The organism is Paenisporosarcina antarctica (assembly GCF_004367585.1).
In the GTDB taxonomy this organism is placed as follows: Bacteria; Bacillota; Bacilli; order Bacillales_A; family Planococcaceae; genus Paenisporosarcina; species Paenisporosarcina antarctica.
In genome coordinates, this window is sequence record NZ_CP038015.1 from 2001467 (window position 1) to 2015683 (window position 14217).

Genomic DNA, 14217 nt, shown 5'->3' on the forward strand with positions numbered 1-14217 from the left:
GGTAATGTGCATGAAAATTAATCCGATTGTTTGTGTTGGATTAATAGGGGTTGAAGTTGTTGGTGTGCAATGGCTTGAACAATCGTAGGTACAATCAAGTTAAAGTCGGAGATAAGAGAGTTTGGTTTTTTATAGGGATCATCTTGACCAAATGGGATGAAATAAATGTGTTTAGCATTTAATAACCGCATCACGTTGACCCCGTTTAATCCAAGTGCATCGTTCGTTGAAATGCCAATGACGACGGGTCGCCCATTTCTAATCGTTGCTTTCGCTGCCATCAAAACAGGTGAATCAGTTGCTGCATTGGCAAACCGACTAATAGAATTTCCAGTCATCGGCGCTATCACCATACAATCAACAGGCGCTTTCGGTCCCAGAGGCTCTGCTTCTGCAATTGTTGATATTACTTTTGCGCCAGCAGCTTCTTCGATTTTCCGTACCCATTCTTCTCCAGTGCCAAATCTTGTAGCAGCTACCAAAACTGAATGTGACACAATTGGCACAACTACTGCTCCTTGTTCTCTTAAAACAGTGATTTTCGGCACCACTTCCTCATACGTACAATGTGATGCAGTTATCCCAAGTCCAATTCGTTTGCCTTGTAACACACCGTTCCTCCTTCTACATTTTTTGCTGACTCAGTCACACATTTAAAAAGTAACTTTGCAGCGTCCTCTTTTAAAAACTGTCCTGGTAAAGATGTATAAAGTTTATATTTATGTGAATAGTCCCCTTCCAAAGCTAAACAACCTGGTGAGGACGCAATATCATAAAATCGTTGGCATGTTGTTAATAACGAATGATAGCCTTGCGTTAACCATTTAGCAGGTATTGTATTAATGAAAATTGACTGATCACATGTGATTCCATACTCCAATTTTCTCGTTTCATATCCCATCGCCTGTGCTTCTGCTAATTGAACCGAAGATCGGACAACAATTAGCGGATGAGCATCCATTCGCTTTAGCTGTGTTGCAAGCAATTTTGCGACGCGTCCGAAACCTGAAATCATGAATTGTTTACCAGCAACCATTTCATGTTCTTCTAAATAATATGCTGCAATAAAACCTTCTGCAGTTAACTTTGCATTTAACCAAATAAATTGTTCATCCTCAAGATATGGTTCAACATCGAGCTCGCTTGCTTCAAAAAAGCGTGTCCATTCTGGTGATAGTTTTCCTATAAAACATTTTTTTACAGTTTTAAAAAATTCTAATCCAACCGAATCCGTTACAATTTCAAGCGGTTGAATTGGAAGCACCAAGATATCTGGTTGAAATGATAATAAATCTCGCTCTACTTGATAACTCCAAGCTTTTGTTTTTAAAAATAACACATGGACATTTAATTGTTCCAATAAAATTGAGAGCTTTTCCATGCGAGGATCAGTTCCAATAATGCACCACTTAAGCACCGTCATAGTGATTTTTCCGAATGCAGGTGAGATGTTTTTGTAAAGAGAATACGATCTTCACCAATAAGTGTGATATCTTCCCAAGCGATATACATGTTTTGGTTTACTGATTTTGTTTTAAATGGTCTGTTTCCTAGTTCTTTTAGTATTAGAAATCCAATAATTTTCCCACTGATTGGTTCAAAAAGTAATTCAGTATCTGCAAGTAACCCAAATCGCTTGCCATCTTCAATTTGAATTAATTCTTTCACTGCCATTTCTGAAAGCAACATATGACTCCTCCTCCATGTTCATCTCCTTAAATATATGCAAAGAAAGAATCACATGTTCACAAGAAAAGTGAAGTAGGATAATTTAGGGCGACTCCGATGTGAATCTGCTGAATCGAAAAGTTATTTTCAATTGAAGGGTGTGAGACGCAGGTGCGGTCATCCCGTCAGTATTTCTGTTAAAAGTCATCGTACTGATGCAAAAGGGGCTATAGCCAGTACAGATATAATTGGTCAAACTGATTTAAAATTAACTACTCTAAGTTTTAACGGTATTGGTTATTACAAATTTATAGAAAATAGTATTACAATTAGATTAATCTCATTTGTCTCAACAACAGCGAATGTCTCTTACAGAAGAAAAAGATATTCATAATAGGAAGATAAATTATGCGGTATAAAATACCTTTAAAGTATTCTATTTATCTCTTGCCTTTATGTATCCTATCGGCCATCTTGTGAAGATTGCTCCTGCTGAATATATAGACACATCTATTTTCTTAACACAGCACTCTTTATTGGAGCTTTTGTCTCTTTCATGTCTTTTATTGAAAAGAAAAGGCTTTTAGAAATAAATCGCACATTGAACTGACTGCTGTTATTGAATTGGATTATTATTAGATTATCTAATGGTATATTACCTGAATAAATTCAAAAAAAGGTATGTCATCTTTGTCGATTTGTATGTTACTTTTTGGATTTCTTCTTTTCCCGCCTTATCCTATTACTTTCTATTATTTTTTCTTGAATCGTTCAGATTAACTTGTTTTAGAGGAGCGACGATTGTAGTAACTATTAAGTAGTTAGGAATTATGCAGCATAGCGACTACAGTATTCTATTCAAAAAAAAGACAATCACAGTGGATTGTCTTTTTTTGGCGTAATGATTGAGACTGCAGGTTTATTAGCAAATATTTCTGTCACTAACTTTTGTACTTGATGAATGTGTACTTCATCAATTGACTGCAACACTTCATCGTACGTTTTATGTTTTTTGAAAATTAATTCATTTTTGCCATTGCGACTCATTCGGGCATTTGTACTTTCTAATCCGAGCATTAGATTGCCTTTTAATTGCTCTTTCGCATTGTTTACTTCTGTATCTGTTACACCTTCGTCCACCACTTTTTGAATGGTTTCAAAAATGGTATCTTGCAGTTTCTGTAATTGATTGTTCGATGTACCCCCATAAATTTCAACTGATCCAGAATCTTCAGAAGAAGAATGATACGAATATATTGAATAGGCTAATGCCTTTTCTTCACGTACTTCTTGGAATAAACGAGACGACATATTGCCGCCTAATATATTATTCATTACAACTAAATCATATATATGCTTATCTTTAACACCCAACCCTGGATAACCAAGACAAATATGACCTTGTTCTGTTTCACGTGACTTAAGTGACTCACCTGGACTGAAAATCGGAATAGACATAGAATCTCTCTCAGATAGTTTAGAGCTTGGTTTAAATTGTCCGAATAATGAATCAATGTAGTCAATATAGCCTTCTTGAATATTTCCTGCAACAGAGATAACTATATGTTCAGGTCGATAGTGGTGATCCATAAATTGGTGAATTGAATCTTTGTCAAACGTTTCAAGCGATGATTTTGTCCCTAAAATAGATGCACCTATTGATTGGTTCGGATACATTACATTCCATAATTGCTCATGGACATCATCGTCTGGCGTATCCTCAACCATTAATATTTCCTCTACCACGACTTGACGTTCTTTATCAATTTCCAGTTCATCAAACTCCGAGTGGAAAAACATATCTGCTAATACCGAAATCGCATGCTTAGCATGATGATCTAATACCTTTGCATAATAACATGTTTGTTCTTTTGAGGTAAATGCGTTCACATATCCGCCAATGCGATCAAACTCTTCAGCAATTTGACGAGCTGTGCGTGTCGCTGTACCTTTAAAAAGCATATGTTCAATAAAATGAGTTAAGCCATTTTCTTCAGGTTTTTCGTGTCTCGATCCAACATCAACCCATACACCAACAGCGACTGATCTAACATGTGGAATATGTTCAAATACTATACGCACACCATTTTGACTTGTTCTTTTTTGTAGCACAGTAACTTAATCCCCCATACTCTCGAAAAAAAAGATTGCCATACATCAGTTGGCAACCTTTTTTCTTTATTTATAATTTATTACTTATTATTTCTATTTATTAGGCTTGTTCTAATTCAGCTGCTTCTTTTTCTTCTTTAACAACAATTTTACGTGATAAGTTCACTCTGCCTTGATTATCAATTTCGATAACCTTAACTTTTAATTCGTCATCAAGTTTCAGAACATCTTCAACTGATTTTGTACGTTCTTCTTGAATTTCAGAAATATGAAGAAGGCCATCTTTACCAGTGAAAATTTCTACAAAAGCACCAAATTTCTCAATGCGTTTCACTTTACCCATAAAGTATTCTCCAACTACAGCAACTCGTACAATATTTTCAATAATTTCTTTTGCTCGTGCAATCATCGCTTCATCAATAGAAGAAATATAAATTGATCCATCTTGCTCTGTATCAATTTTAACGCCAGTTTCATCAATAATTTTATTGATTTGTTTTCCGCCTGGTCCAATTACATCGCGAATCTTATCAGGATTGATTTTCACTTTGACAATTTTAGGAGCGTATTTAGATAGTTTCTCGCGTGGTTCAGAAATAGTTGCGATCATACTTTCTAGTATATGCATTCTTCCAATTTTAGCTTGTGTTAATGCTTCTTCTAATATGCTACGTGATAATCCGTCGATTTTAATATCCATTTGAAGTGCAGTTACACCTTTTGCAGTTCCTGCTACTTTAAAGTCCATATCTCCTAAGTGATCTTCCATTCCTTGGATGTCTGAAAGTACTGAATAATCATTACCGCGCTTAATTAGACCCATAGCAATACCAGCTACTGGCGCTTTTATAGGTACACCTGCATCCATCATCGCTAGAGTTGATGCACAAATACTTGCTTGAGACGTAGAACCGTTAGATTCAAGAACTTCTGAAACTAAACGTATTGTATATGGAAATTCTTTTTCGTCAGGAAGCACTGCTTTTAACGCTCGTTCTCCTAAAGCACCATGACCGATTTCACGGCGGCCAGGTCCACGCATTGGACCTGTTTCCCCAACACTAAATTGCGGGAAGTTGTAATGATGCATAAAACGTTTTGATTCTTCAATTCCTAAACCATCAATAATTTGAACATCGCCTAATGCACCTAAAGTTGCAATACTTAGAGCTTGAGTTTGTCCACGTGTAAACAAACCAGATCCATGTGTGCGAGGTAAAATACCTGTTTCAGATGAAAGTGGACGAATTTCGTCTAATTTACGACCATCTGGACGGATTTTATCTTCAGTTATTAAACGACGAACTTCTTCTTTTACCATTTTATCAAGAATTTCTCGAACTTGTTTAAGTTCTGCATTATCTACTTCTCGTTCTACAAATATTGCTATTACTTCATCTTTAACTTCGTTGATTGCTTTTTCACGTGCATGTTTTTCTTGCACTTGAATTGCGTTAATTAGTTTTGATTCGCACATTGAGCTAATTTCAGCAGAAAGTTCAGCATCAAGTTCGTACAATTTAATATCTAATTTTTCTTTGCCTAAAAGAGCTGCAATTTCTTCTTGTAATTCAACCAATTTAATAACTTCTGCGTGACCGAACATAATGGCTTCTAACATAATTTCTTCTGGAATTTCTAAAGCACCAGCTTCCACCATGTTGACTGCATCTTTTGTTCCCGATACGATTAAATCAATTGTGCTTTGTTCCATTTGAGCTTGAGTTGGATTAATCACGAATTTATCGTCAATTAAACCGACTTGAACACCAGCAATTGGTCCTCCAAAAGGAATATCAGAAATCATTAAAGCTAAAGATGAACCGAACATTGCAGCCATTTCTGATGTGCAATCTTGGTCAACTGACATGACAATTGAAATAACTTGGACTTCATTACGGAAACCGTCTGGGAATAATGGGCGTAGAGTTCTGTCAATCAAGCGACTTGTTAAAATCGCATTTTCTGATGGACGGCCTTCTCGTTTAATAAATCCACCTGGAATTTTTCCTGCAGCGTAAAGACGCTCTTCATAATTGCAAGTAAGTGGGAAGAAGTCAAGTGGTTTTGGATGTTTAGAAGCTGTTGCTGTTGCAAGAACGGTGGAATCGCCATAACGTACCATCACAGCACCATTTGCTTGTTTAGCAAACTTGCCTATTTCTACTTGTAATGGACGACCTGCCCATTCGAAATTAAAAATTTGTTTTTTGTTCATTGATTGAACTCCTCCCACACTAAAAATATTGTAAAATTTAGTTGTATGTATCATTAGTAGTGTATCAAAAAAGCAATTATTATGCGAAATCTTTTATAGTGACAGTATGAGTGGATTATTAATAGGAAATTTTTTTCGAACATAAAGAAAAAGCGGGACGTATCCCGCTTTCAGTAAAGTACATTTTATCGACGTAAACCAAGTTTAGCGATCAATGCGCGGTAACGTGATACTTCGTTTTCACGTAAGTATTTTAACAAGTTACGACGACGTCCAACCATTTTGAATAGACCGCGACGTGAGTGGTGGTCTTTCTTGTGTGTACGTAAATGACCATTCAAATTGTTAATGTCTTCTGTTAATACTGCGATCTGAATGTCTGCGGAACCAGTGTCGCTTTCATGAGTACGATACTCAGCGATTAGTTCATTTTTGCGTTCTTGTGTAATTGCCATTCTGGTTCACCTCCAATTCTCATAATATCCCCAATTACCGAGCAAACGTTGGTGATTCGTATTGCCGAGCAACGGTTTAGCATATCTCTATGCACCTATGAATATTATCACATTTCATACAATTCTGCAACTCTTAATTTAACTTTTGAAGAAACGAAATAGCCGTTTTTTTATCTTTATTAATTTGTTGTTTTAACGAATCAATTCCATCAAATTTACGTTCATTTCGAATATGGTGATACCAATCAACATTGACCTCTTCGCCATAAATATTTCTATCAAAATTAAACAAATGTACTTCAATCGTTAATTTTTTTTCATCAGGTGATTTAAAAGTAGGTTTATACCCCACATTGCAAACGCCATCAAACCATTCATCTTGCACTAACATCCTAACAGAATATACACCAGTTGCCGGAATGAAAGATCCTTCTTTTGCTTGAATATTCGCTGTTGGAAAACCTATTTGGCGACCTCTCTTGTCTCCATGAACGACTATACCTGGTATTTGAAAAGGTCTACCGAGTAATTCATGAACTTTTTCCATGTCCCCTTCAGTTAATGCATGTCGGATACGTGTCGAACTGATTTTTATACTGTCATCTGACTTTTTCTCAACGACTGAAACATTAAATTGGTTTTTGGCTAATTGTTTCATCACGTTCATATCCCCACTTCCAAAAGCACCAAAAGTGAAATCAAATCCCGCCGTTACATGGGTAACATTTAATTGATGAATGAACGTTTCAACGAATTGTTCAGGCGTTAATTGCGCGAAATCAGACGTAAAGCGAACTACGAATGTTGTATCTACTCCCATGGACTCAAGCAATTCTAATTTTTGGTCAAGTGGAGTAATATAAAACACTTTTTCGTTGCGCTTGCCAAGAACAATCGAAGGGTGTGGGTCAAATGTCATTACTGCTAATTTCAATCCTTGTTCTAGAGCTTCTTTATTAGCATGATCAATAACTTCTCGATGACCTAAGTGAACTCCGTCAAAAAAGCCGATTGCTAAAGAAAAAGGACCAGAAATTATGGAATCACTTATATGACGTGGGTATGATAAGTGTACAATGTTCATTTGGCATCTCCTTCTTTACCTAATCGATTAAACATTTTTTCAGGCTTCATCTTTCCTTCTTTTGAAGGATGTTTAATATACACAGCAACTGCTTGAGCATCTACCGTATAAACGATTCGCTGATGATCATTAAGTGCCTCAATCGCATCTAATACTTGTCCATTTTTAATGGCTTTTTCTAAATTACTAGGCACTTCAAATTTCGGCATATCTTGCATTGCATAATCTAAATCATATAATTTATCAGTTAATAATTCGTTGTCAACGAGATCTTGAACTTGTTTTAATGTCAGACAATCAGTAGCTGTAAATGTTCCAGAATTCGTTCGCACTAAATTCGACATATGAGCAGGATACCCTAGCTTTTCACCAATCTGAACAGCAAGTGTTCGAATATATGTTCCTTTGCTACACGAGACGCGAATTCTAAATGAAACATGTTTCCCTGAATATGAGTCTTCTTCACTTAAAAGTGTTAGTTCATAAATTTTCACTTGCCTTGTTGGTCGTTCAACCGAAACTCCAGCTCGTGCATATTCATAAAGTTTTTTCCCATTTACCTTAACAGCTGAGTACATTGGAGGAGTTTGTTCTATTGTACCAGTCAAGGCTGTTAAAGCAGACAGAATATCCTGTGGAGTGAAATGTTTGTGCGAATCATTTGATTCTACTACATCTCCATCTGCATCTTCAGTTGTAGTAGATGCACCAATCGTCACTTCAGCTTCATAAATTTTACCTGCATTTGTAAGATACTCCGCTACTTTTGTAGATTCTCCTAAACAAATAGGTAGAACCCCTTCCACACTTGGATCAAGAGTTCCTGTATGGCCGATGCGTTTCATTTTTAAAATTTTACGTAGTTTAAAGACGCAATCGTGGGATGTCATCCCTTTTTCTTTCCATAGCGGAAGAATGCCATTTTGCATTCGTTCCAACTCCTTTAATGAGTATTATGTAGTTTGTAAATAGTAAAGAAGCCTGCTAAAACTAAGTTTCGCAGACTTCTTTTGGTTATTTAATTTCTTCATTTTTGATTTCTTCAATCTCCACTAAATCAGTTTCGATTTCTTCAACCTCAACTTCTTCAGTTTTGATTTGTTTAAGTAGGTTATCGATCTTATTCCCGTAATCGAAAGACTTGTCAAGTTCAAACATAAGTTCTGGTGTCTTACGTAATCTAATTCTTTGACCGATTTCGGTACGGATAAATCCTTTAGCTTGCACTAAACCTTTTAACGTTTCGCGACGTTTTTTATCGTCACCGAGAACGGTAATAAAGACAGTTGCTTGTTGTAAATCACCAGTAACTTCTACATCTGTTACTGTGACAAACCCAATACGCGGGTCTTTTAGTTTACGAGCGATTATTTCGCCTAATTCTTTTTTCATTTGTTCTGCTACTCGATTTGAGCGATTCGCCATGATGGCTTCACCTCTGTTCTATCTATAAATGTTCACGGATAGTTTCCGTTCTTTCCCACTCTGGATTAGACTCCAAGTAATTAATTGCGTGGGTGAGTTCACGGTCGCTTGCATCGCTTGAAGAAGCTACACAGACAATCGCAATACGCGTCCTTTGCCATTTATCTTGATGGTCTATTTCAGAAATCGATATGTTAAACTTTTGCTTCGTTCGAGTAAGCATACGCTGTAGTACAGCGCGCTTCTCTTTTAACGAATGGGACGTCGGAATGATGAATTCACACTCCGCATACGAAATCATTTGCGTTTGATCTCTTCCATTACGAACGATTCAATAATGTCGCCTTCTTTGACATCATGATAGTTTTTCACAGTTATCCCACATTCATACCCTTTTGCAACTTCTTTTGCATCATCTTTGAAACGTTTAAGTGAATCTAATTCACCTTCAAATACGACAATGCTGTCACGAATGACACGTACGCCACTATCTCGGGCAATTTTACCTTCAATTACATAACTTCCGGCAATTGTTCCGATTTTCGTAACTTTAAATGTTTCACGTACTTCAGCTTGACCAATGATTTTTTCTTGGAACTCAGGATCAAGTAAGCCAGTCATTGCAGCTTCAATTTCTTCAATTACTTTATATATAATGCGGTGTAAACGAATGTCTACGCCTTCAGCTTCTGCTGCACGTTTTGCATTGATATCTGGTCGTACATTAAATCCAATAACAATTGCATTTGAAGCAGCTGCAAGTGAAATGTCAGATTCTGTAATCGCACCAGCACCAGTGTGAATAATTCGTACATTTACGCCTGCAACTTCAAGTTTCATTAGAGAAGCGGCCATAGCTTCTACAGCACCTTGAACGTCAGCTTTAACAATAAGGTTTAACTCTTTCATTTCACCTTGTTTCATTTGGTCAAATAAGTTATCAAGAGTTACACGAGTTTTTTCTGAACGTTGTGCTTGTATTGCGGTAGATGCACGTGATTCCCCTACTTGACGAGCCGTTTTCTCATCAGCAAAGACTACAAAACGATCTCCAGCTTGTGGTACATCATTTAAACCAGTAATTTCAACAGGTGTACTTGGACCTGCTTCTTTAACGCGACGTCCTAAATCGTTGACCATCGCACGTACTCGACCATAAGTATGACCAACTACAATTGGATCTCCAACTTTAAGTGTTCCGTCTTGTATTAGAAGTGTAGCAACTGAGCCACGTCCTTTATCAAGTTGAGCTTCAATCACTGTCCCTATTGCACGACGACTAGAGTCTGCTTTTAGCTCAGCTACTTCTGAAACTAATAGAATCATTTCTAACAAGTTATCAATACCGTCACCTTTTAGTGCTGAGATAGGAGCGAAAATTGTTTCTCCTCCCCATTCTTCAGAAACTAATCCGTGTTCAGTTAATTCTTGCATCACTCGTTCAGGATTAGCACCTTGCTTATCCATTTTATTCACTGCTACAATAATTGGCACTTCTGCGGCTTTTGCATGGTTAATCGCTTCAACTGTTTGAGGCATAACACCATCATCTGCTGCGACTACCAAAATCGTAATATCAGTTACTTTAGCTCCACGAGCACGCATTGTTGTAAATGCTGCGTGACCAGGTGTATCTAAGAACGTGATTTTCTTGCCGTTTTCCACAACTTGGTAAGCTCCAATATGTTGTGTAATACCACCAGCTTCGCCAGCAGTTACTTTCGTATGACGAATAGAGTCTAGAAGAGTTGTTTTACCATGGTCAACGTGACCCATAATGGTTACAACAGGTGGACGTTCTTTTTGAACACCTTGTACTTCTTGTTCAGCTTCGAAATATCCTTCTAAATCCGAAATATCAACACGAATTTCTTCTTCAACTTCAACACCATAATCTGTACAAATTAATTCAATTGCATCTTTATCTAATTCTTGGTTAATTGTTGCCATAACACCAAGCAAGAATAACTTTTTAATAATTTCAGAAGGTTCTCTACCTAACTTTTTCGCTAGTTCGCCAACTGATAATGATTCATAGAAAGTGATTTTCTCTGGTAATTCTTTTTCTTTTTTCGGCACTGGCGGTGCAACTGGTTGACGATTTTGTTTCCCTTTGTTTCTTCCACCAGCCCGGTTACCAGTTCCTGGACGGTGATTTCCTCCACCACCTGGACGGAATGATGACCCCGGAGCACGATTTGGACCAAAGTTCTTTTCTTTCGTCTGTGCGCCTTGTTCTTGCTTGCGACCTTCACCTGAAGTTGTTGTCACAGGTTTTTGCTTATCACGTGATGGAGTACTAGTACTCGTTACACCACGACTTTGACCTACTGGTGGTTTTGGACCAGTTGTTTGCGGACGGTTGGCTTGAGAACTGCTACCTTGAGGACGGTTACCTTGATACCCACCGCCTTGTGGACGATCTCCTTGTGGCTTGTTACCTTGATAGCCACTGCCTTGTGGACGATCTCCTTGTGGCTTGTTACCTTGATAGCCACTACCTTGCGGACGATCTCCTTGTGGTTTGTTACCTTGATATCCAGTTCCTTGCCCTTGAGGACGATTGCCCTGATACCCACTACCCTGTGGACGATCTCCTTGTGGCTTGTTACCTTGGTACCCAGGACGATCTCCTTGTGGCTTGTTACCTTGATAGCCACTACCTTGTGGACGAGTACCTTGTGGTTTGTTACCTTGATAGCCAGTACTTTGCGGACGAGTACCTTGTGTAACATTGTTACCTTGAGATGCCGGTTTTTGAGTTGAAGTCGTTGTTGTTTTTTTATAGACAGAGTCTAATTTAGAAACAGCGTCTCCTTCTAATGTCGACATATGATTAGTTACATTTACTTCTAGTTTAGTTAATTGATCAATAACTTCTTTACTTGTCTTATTAATTTGTTTTGCATATTCATGAACCCGTAATTTGGTCATTAGGTCACCCCCGGTTAAATTCGTTGAGAAGTTCAATCAGTTTTTTTGCGAAACCGTGGTCATTAATTGCAAGTACCACTCGCTCCGCTTTTCCTGTTGCATGTCCGAGATCTGAACGATCACCGAATACATGTAGCTCAACGTTGTAAGAATTGCATTTATCTTGAATTTTTTTCATTGTGTTATCTGAAGCATCTGTTGATATAATAACTAGTTTTGCACGGTTATTACGAATATCTTTGACCACTAGTTCTTCACCAGAAATCAACATTCTTGCACGCACGGCTAGTCCGAGAAGTTGTAAGATTTGTTGCTCTTGTTTCATTTCATTTTCTCTCTTTCAATCACAGTTAACAATTCATCAAAAATGCTCTCTGGTATTTTTGCTTCTAATTGGTTATCTAGGACTTTGCGTTTTTTCGCGATTTCAACAGCTTGTTTAGTTTTAGAAACATATGCACCACGACCAGACTTTTTACCAGATAAGTCGACCGAAACTTCGCCTTCTTTTGACCGTACAATTCGAATCATTTCTTTTTTAGGAAACATTTCACCTGTTGCAACGCATTTTCTTAAAGGTATTTTCTTTTGACTAGACATCAAAATTCACCTCTTCGTTTATTCTTCGTTTTTGTATAAATCAAAGTTATCTTCACTATTTTCTTCGTACTCTTCATCTATGCTATCTTCGTTTTCAGAGGAATAAGTTGAAGGATAAATACCAAGTTCACGAGCATCTGTCTCACTCTTAATATCAATTTTCCATCCAGTCAATTTAGCAGCTAAACGTGCATTTTGACCACGTTTACCAATTGCTAACGATAATTGATAATCTGGAACTACTACAGTCGTCGATTTTCCTTCTTCATTTACTTGCACATCCAACACTTTAGATGGGCTAAGTGCATTGGCAACAAAAATCGCAGGATCTTCAGACCACTCTACTATATCAATTTTTTCACCATTTAACTCGTTTACGATTGTTTGCACACGTGAGCCTTTTGCACCTACACATGAACCTACTGGATCTACATCTTGATTATGAGCAACAACTGAAATCTTAGATCGATCGCCAGCTTCACGAGCTATTGATTTAATTTCCACGATGCCATCATAAATTTCAGGAACTTCCATTTCAAACAAACGACGAAGTAATCCTGGATGCGTGCGTGAAACAAATACTTGAGGCCCTCTTGTTGAGCGTTCTACTTTGGTAATAAACACTTTAATGCGTTCATGCGGATGGTATGTTTCCGTTAGAATTTGTTCATTGACGGGTAGCACCGCTTCAACTTTCCCAAGTCCCACATAAATATTACGAGCATCTAAACGTTCAACAATACCATTTACAATGTCTTCTTCACGGTCAACATATTCTTCATAAATCATACCCCGCTCTGCTTCGCGGACACGTTGTGTCACAACTTGTTTAGCAGTTTGTGCAGCGATACGGCCAAAGTTTCTAGGCGTTACTTCCTGCTCCACAATATCACCAAGTTCAAACGCTGGATTTATTATTTTTGCTGCTTCCAATGAAATATGTAGACGGTCGTCTAATACTTCTTCCACAACATCTTTGCGTGAAAATACTAGCATTGTTCCTTTATCCATATTCAGATCAACACGGACATTTTGTGCTTGGTTAAAATTACGTTTATACGCTGTTACAAGCGCCGCTTCAATCGCTTCAATTAAGACATCTCGTGAAATTCCTTTTTGTTTTTCAAGAGCTATTAAAGCATCTAGCAACTCGTTTGCATTTGCCTTTGACTTTGACTTAGCCTTTGCCTTTGCCATTTCATTTCACTCCTACATTCACATTATGCTGAGAAATTGATCGCTAAACGAGCGAAAGCAACTTTCTCTTTTGCAAGTTGAACTTTGATTTTTCTCGTTTTTATCCGAACATCTATTTCTAAACCTTGTTCGTTATAAGCAGTTAAGATTCCTTCAAATTCTTTTAAACCATTTACCGCCTCGTAAGTTTTCACATGAATATATTGACCAATTGCTCGTTGGTAATCACTCTCTTTTTTCAATGGGCGTTCAGCCCCAGGTGAGGAAACTTCTAAAAAGTAGTTTTGTTCAATTGGATCTTCTGCATCTAACATTTCACTTAGTCGTTCACTTACAAGTGCACAATGTTCAATGTCAATGCCACCTTGTTGTGTATCTACATAAATACGTAAAAACCAATTACGACCTTCTTTTACGAACTCTGTATCTACTAGTTCTAGATTTAGTTCTTCAACAATGGGCGTTACAAGCTTTTCAATTTCTTTTAATATAATGCTCATACATGCCTCCCGCCACAACTTATT

General features: G+C 37.4%; 15 protein-coding genes. All 15 read right to left on the reverse strand.

The window, feature by feature from the left end; genetic code table 11:
* Positions 1-17: 17 nt before the first annotated feature.
* The 15 genes from E2636_RS09990 to rimP all read right to left on the reverse strand — a co-directional run bounded on the left by E2636_RS09990 (position 18) and on the right by rimP (position 14193).
* Positions 18-611, reverse strand: coding sequence for a dipicolinate synthase subunit B (locus E2636_RS09990; RefSeq protein WP_017380878.1), 594 nt, complete (start codon positions 609-611; stop codon positions 18-20).
* Positions 578-1360 (reverse strand): hypothetical protein, encoded by a 783-nt coding sequence (locus E2636_RS09995; protein WP_243840615.1) that lies wholly within the window; start codon positions 1358-1360, stop codon positions 578-580. The genes E2636_RS09990 and E2636_RS09995 overlap by 34 nt, the downstream gene beginning before the upstream one ends.
* 59 nt (positions 1361-1419) lie before the next feature.
* Positions 1420-1689 carry a YlmC/YmxH family sporulation protein gene (locus tag E2636_RS10000; RefSeq protein WP_134210067.1) on the reverse strand — a complete coding sequence of 90 codons (270 nt, stop codon included), beginning with the start codon at positions 1687-1689 and terminating at the stop codon, positions 1420-1422.
* 852 nt (positions 1690-2541) lie between these two features.
* Positions 2542-3780 carry a M16 family metallopeptidase gene (locus E2636_RS10005; RefSeq protein ID WP_134210068.1) on the reverse strand — a complete coding sequence of 413 codons (1239 nt, stop codon included), beginning with the start codon at positions 3778-3780 and terminating at the stop codon, positions 2542-2544.
* 100 nt (positions 3781-3880) lie between these two features.
* Positions 3881-5998 carry a polyribonucleotide nucleotidyltransferase gene (gene pnp, locus E2636_RS10010; RefSeq protein ID WP_134210069.1) on the reverse strand — a complete coding sequence of 706 codons (2118 nt, stop codon included), beginning with the start codon at positions 5996-5998 and terminating at the stop codon, positions 3881-3883.
* A gap of 185 nt (positions 5999-6183) precedes the next feature.
* On the reverse strand, positions 6184-6453 hold the full coding sequence (gene rpsO / locus E2636_RS10015; RefSeq protein ID WP_134210070.1) for a 30S ribosomal protein S15: 270 nt from the start codon (positions 6451-6453) through the stop codon (positions 6184-6186).
* Positions 6454-6586: 133 nt separating this feature from the next.
* On the reverse strand, positions 6587-7537 hold the full coding sequence (gene ribF / locus E2636_RS10020) for a riboflavin biosynthesis protein RibF (protein ID WP_134210071.1): 951 nt from the start codon (positions 7535-7537) through the stop codon (positions 6587-6589).
* Complete coding sequence (gene truB, locus E2636_RS10025) at positions 7534-8466, reverse strand: tRNA pseudouridine(55) synthase TruB (protein WP_134210072.1); 933 nt, start codon at positions 8464-8466, stop codon at positions 7534-7536. The genes ribF and truB overlap by 4 nt, the downstream gene beginning before the upstream one ends.
* A gap of 85 nt (positions 8467-8551) precedes the next feature.
* Positions 8552-8962, reverse strand: a complete 411-nt coding sequence (gene rbfA / locus E2636_RS10030; protein ID WP_134210073.1) for a 30S ribosome-binding factor RbfA — start codon at positions 8960-8962, stop codon at positions 8552-8554.
* A 22-nt stretch (positions 8963-8984) separates the two neighbouring features.
* On the reverse strand, positions 8985-9263 hold the full coding sequence (locus tag E2636_RS10035; RefSeq protein WP_017380869.1) for a DUF503 domain-containing protein: 279 nt from the start codon (positions 9261-9263) through the stop codon (positions 8985-8987).
* Entirely contained in the window at positions 9260-11896 is a 2637-nt protein-coding gene (infB, locus tag E2636_RS10040; protein ID WP_134210074.1) for a translation initiation factor IF-2, read from the reverse strand. The genes E2636_RS10035 and infB overlap by 4 nt, the downstream gene beginning before the upstream one ends.
* Before the next feature lie 4 nt (positions 11897-11900).
* The gene (locus E2636_RS10045; RefSeq protein WP_134210075.1) at positions 11901-12221 is read right to left on the reverse strand and encodes a YlxQ family RNA-binding protein; all 321 of its coding nucleotides are present in this window, start codon (positions 12219-12221) and stop codon (positions 11901-11903) included.
* Positions 12218-12496 carry an RNase P modulator RnpM gene (rnpM, locus tag E2636_RS10050; protein WP_134210076.1) on the reverse strand — a complete coding sequence of 93 codons (279 nt, stop codon included), beginning with the start codon at positions 12494-12496 and terminating at the stop codon, positions 12218-12220. The genes E2636_RS10045 and rnpM overlap by 4 nt, the downstream gene beginning before the upstream one ends.
* A gap of 18 nt (positions 12497-12514) precedes the next feature.
* A complete protein-coding gene (nusA, locus tag E2636_RS10055; RefSeq protein ID WP_134210077.1) occupies positions 12515-13693 on the reverse strand; it encodes a transcription termination factor NusA in 1179 nt (392 codons plus the stop codon).
* 23 nt (positions 13694-13716) lie between these two features.
* Complete coding sequence (gene rimP, locus E2636_RS10060) at positions 13717-14193, reverse strand: ribosome maturation factor RimP (protein WP_017380864.1); 477 nt, start codon at positions 14191-14193, stop codon at positions 13717-13719.
* Positions 14194-14217: the final 24 nt, after the last annotated feature.

Coding starts and splice junctions, on each gene's coding strand:
- pnp (WP_134210069.1), bottom strand. CDS start 5,998: ATGAACAAAAAACAAATTTTTAATTTCGAATGGGCAGGTCGTCCATTA.
- infB (WP_134210074.1), bottom strand. CDS start 11,896: ATGACCAAATTACGGGTTCATGAATATGCAAAACAAATTAATAAGACA.
- rnpM (WP_134210076.1), bottom strand. CDS start 12,496: ATGTCTAGTCAAAAGAAAATACCTTTAAGAAAATGCGTTGCAACAGGT.
- nusA (WP_134210077.1), bottom strand. CDS start 13,693: ATGGCAAAGGCAAAGGCTAAGTCAAAGTCAAAGGCAAATGCAAACGAG.
- ribF (WP_134210071.1), bottom strand. CDS start 7,537: ATGAACATTGTACACTTATCATACCCACGTCATATAAGTGATTCCATA.
- rimP (WP_017380864.1), bottom strand. CDS start 14,193: ATGAGCATTATATTAAAAGAAATTGAAAAGCTTGTAACGCCCATTGTT.
- E2636_RS10000 (WP_134210067.1), bottom strand. CDS start 1,689: ATGTTGCTTTCAGAAATGGCAGTGAAAGAATTAATTCAAATTGAAGAT.
- truB (WP_134210072.1), bottom strand. CDS start 8,466: ATGCAAAATGGCATTCTTCCGCTATGGAAAGAAAAAGGGATGACATCC.
- rpsO (WP_134210070.1), bottom strand. CDS start 6,453: ATGGCAATTACACAAGAACGCAAAAATGAACTAATCGCTGAGTATCGT.
- E2636_RS10035 (WP_017380869.1), bottom strand. CDS start 9,263: ATGATTTCGTATGCGGAGTGTGAATTCATCATTCCGACGTCCCATTCG.
- E2636_RS10045 (WP_134210075.1), bottom strand. CDS start 12,221: ATGAAACAAGAGCAACAAATCTTACAACTTCTCGGACTAGCCGTGCGT.
- rbfA (WP_134210073.1), bottom strand. CDS start 8,962: ATGGCGAATCGCTCAAATCGAGTAGCAGAACAAATGAAAAAAGAATTA.